Source organism: Bradyrhizobium sp. P5_C11_2, assembly GCF_054049755.1.
On sequence record NZ_JBFULT010000730.1, the window covers coordinates 1 to 3,081 of the forward strand.

The following is a 3,081-nucleotide window of genomic DNA, read 5'->3' on the forward strand; positions in this document are numbered from 1 at the left end:
GGTGGTCCCGATTTGGTCTGCGCCGAAGTAGATGTCGAAAAGCACGACAGGACAGCCGCAACGACGACCAACCGGGCCAGAACGTCAAATGCGGCCCAGCCGCAGGAAGCGGACGAGCGGTATCCTTTGTCGCGTCCCGTCGGCAAGGGTGCTTACTCGCCCTTGATGTATGCTGGTAGATACTTGTCCAACTGGGCCGTGAGCAGGTTGCGTGTGCTGTCACGCAGCAATGCACTGTTGGTCACCTGTTCAGGAGTCTTGGGAAACTCGAGATTGTTGAGAATTTGCATATTGTCGTTCTTGTTGGAAAAACTCGAAGCAAGCACATCTCCGAAGCTCCGGGTGGGCGCTCGATGGATGTCGAAAGTCCGTCCGTCAAAAACGTTGATACGGAAATAGGCAACCACGACGCCGCGCCCGGAAGGGCTCGCCCAATTCTTGTAGACCCCGAGGCCCTCTATTGACTGATTGGTGCCATCAACCGAAACGCGGGCCTTCGTGGCTACGACGTAGCGTTCGCAATTTGCAGTTCCGGCGATCTGCCGCACCAGGGCTATCAGGTCGTCGCGGTCATTGCGGAACAGTTTCGCTTCCGGATGATAGTAAGGCTTKAAGGCTCCGCTTGCGTAAGCGATTTTTCGGACAGCCGTGCCGGGAGCCGCGGCTCGAACCTTCGCGACGAACAGATCATCGATGCCCCACGTCTCGATCGGCGCCTCCAAATACTCGTTGCCGAACATCGTAAGGCCGACATGTTGCACCGAGAAACGGTCTCCGATCGCGGAAATGACGCCGATCTGACACGGGCCGCTCTCCGCCGCTGCAGGCTGTTGTGCAGCCGGTTTGGCCTTCGGCGCTGCCTTCTTGACCGCCGGCTTGGCCGGCGCCGCAGTCCGAGCGGGAGGCGCGGCGGGTGTTGTAGGAGTTTGCGCGGCTGCCGAGGTCCAAATGGACGAGAGCACGATCAGCGAGACAGCAATGCGGAGCATGGATTCCGGGAAAACAGAGGCAAGAGGTCATCGGTCTCGCCACACTAGGTGGGGATCGTGACAACCGCAAGCTGCAGCCGGAGATCGCTGTCTATTCGCTGGGCCGTTGCCGCTTCCACCGGTAGTATTTCATCACGAACCCGTTCGACGGTTCGATCTCTTCCTTCTCGAACACAAAACCCTCGCGCTCATACCAGCGCCAGGCCTTTTCGTTCTMGCGCACGCAGCGCAGATAGATTTCATCCGGCATTTGCGTGCGCGCGAAGGCGAGCAATTGCCGGCCGAGCGATTGACCCTGATAGGCGGGCGCGACGAACAGCATGTCGAGATAGCGTTTTGGCAGGTGCAGCGCCAGCATCGCGGCGATCGTGCCGTTGTCGTCGGCGACGAACAGGCTCCAGCCGCCTTCGATCTCGCGTCGGATCCGCGCGCGCAGGTTCGCGAGCAGGAAGTTGCTGGCTTCGGCGAGCCCGGTGGAGACCCAGCTCTCCATCCAGACGCGGCCGATCTCGTCATATTCGTCGGCGCGGGCGGGACGGATGATCGGATGCGACATCGGGGCCTCAGGCCCGTTGGCCGCGCACGGACGGCGGTGCGCGGACCTTGCCGGCCGACAGGCACACCACCTCGGAGATTTGCAGGAGCTGCCGCGCCAGCGGGCTGGTCTTGCGCCAGACCATGCCGATGGTGCGCGAGGGCTGCGGGTCGCGGAAGCGCGACAGCGAGACCGAGGCCGATCGGGTCTCCACCGGCACGGCCATCTCCGGAATCAGCGTGACGCCGATGCCGGCGCTGACCATCTGGACCAGCGTCGACAGTGAATTCGCATCCAGCATCTCGCGGGGCGGCGCCGATTGCATGTTGCAGAACGACAGCGCCTGATCGCGGAAGCAGTGGCCTTCCTCCAGCAGCAACAGCCGCATCTCCCGCATCATCTCCCGGGAGGGCACCGGCGTTCCCTCGTCCGCGCCCGGCCGGACCAGCAGGAACTTCTCATCGAACAGCGCGACCTCGGTGAGCGAGGGCTCGGACACCGGCAGCGCGACGATGGCGGTGTCGAGCCGACCTTCCACCAGTTCCTGGATCAGCCGCGGCGTCATCGTCTCGCGCACGCGGATGTCGAGCTCCGGATGCAGGCGCGTGAGATTCTTGGTGATCTTGGGCAGGAGATAGGGCGCGATCGTCGGGATCATGCCGATGCGCAGGCGGCCGGCGAAGCGGTCCTGCGAGGCGCGGGCGAAATCGCCGAGCTCATCGACCGAGCGCAGGATGTCGCGGACGCGAGGGGCGAGTTCCTCGCCGAACCGGGTCAGCGCGACCTGCCGGGCGCTGCGCTCCAGCAGCAGGCCGCCAAGCGCCTCCTCGAGTTCCTTGATCTGCATCGACAGGGCCGGCTGCGAGATCGAGCACGCCTCCGCCGCGCGGCCGAAATGGCCGTGGCGCGCCAGCGCGTCGAAATACCGGAGCTGGCGGACCGTCACGTTGACCATCAGAAAATCCTATCGCAGCGATCATTAAAGTCAACTTCCCCTGATGGAATGCGAGGCTTAGAGTGGTTCTACCTGGTCAAAGGCGCGAGTTCGACGCCACCAGAGGAGGTATTCATGGACGACAATTCAAAGTGCCCGTTTTCGGGTGGAAAACGCGTGCCGGCGAACCGCGATTGGTGGCCAACCCAGCTCAGCATCGAGATGCTGCACAAGAATTCCGGCCTGTCCGATCCGATGGGCGAGGGATTCGACTATGCCAAGGAGTTCAAGACCCTCGACCTGAACGCGGTCATCAAGGACCTGACCGCCTTGATGACGGACTCGCAGGAGTGGTGGCCCGCCGATTTCGGCCATTACGGCGGTCTCATGATCCGCATGGCCTGGCACAGCGCCGGTACCTACCGCATCACCGATGGCCGTGGCGGCGCCGGTGCCGGTCAGCAGCGTTTCGCGCCGCTCAACAGCTGGCMCGACAACGCCAACCTCGACAAGGCGCGCCGTCTGCTGTGGCCGATCAAGCAGAAATATGGCCGCAAGATCTCCTGGGCCGACCTGATGGTGCTCGCCGGCAACGTCGCGCTGGAGTCGATGGGCTTCAAGAC

4 protein-coding genes are annotated in these 3,081 nt (G+C 63.1%); 1 reads left to right on the top strand and 3 read right to left on the bottom strand.

Annotation, left to right across the window (positions count from 1 at the left end):
• Positions 1-152: 152 nt before the first annotated feature.
• The 3 genes from ACXJL8_RS37645 to ACXJL8_RS37655 form a co-directional block, all read right to left on the bottom strand.
• A complete protein-coding gene (locus ACXJL8_RS37645; protein ID WP_456686671.1) occupies positions 153-989 on the bottom strand; it encodes a hypothetical protein in 837 nt (278 codons plus the stop codon).
• Between the two features lie 91 nt (positions 990-1,080).
• The gene (locus ACXJL8_RS37650; RefSeq protein WP_456686672.1) at positions 1,081-1,545 is read right to left on the bottom strand and encodes a GNAT family N-acetyltransferase; all 465 of its coding nucleotides are present in this window, start codon (positions 1,543-1,545) and stop codon (positions 1,081-1,083) included.
• Between the two features lie 7 nt (positions 1,546-1,552).
• On the bottom strand, positions 1,553-2,479 hold the full coding sequence (locus ACXJL8_RS37655; RefSeq protein ID WP_456618515.1) for a LysR substrate-binding domain-containing protein: 927 nt from the start codon (positions 2,477-2,479) through the stop codon (positions 1,553-1,555).
• A gap of 114 nt (positions 2,480-2,593) precedes the next feature.
• Between ACXJL8_RS37655 and ACXJL8_RS37660 the strand changes: the two genes are divergently transcribed.
• A partial coding sequence (locus ACXJL8_RS37660; protein ID WP_456686673.1) for a peroxidase family protein occupies positions 2,594-3,081 on the top strand: 488 nt, incomplete at its 3' end.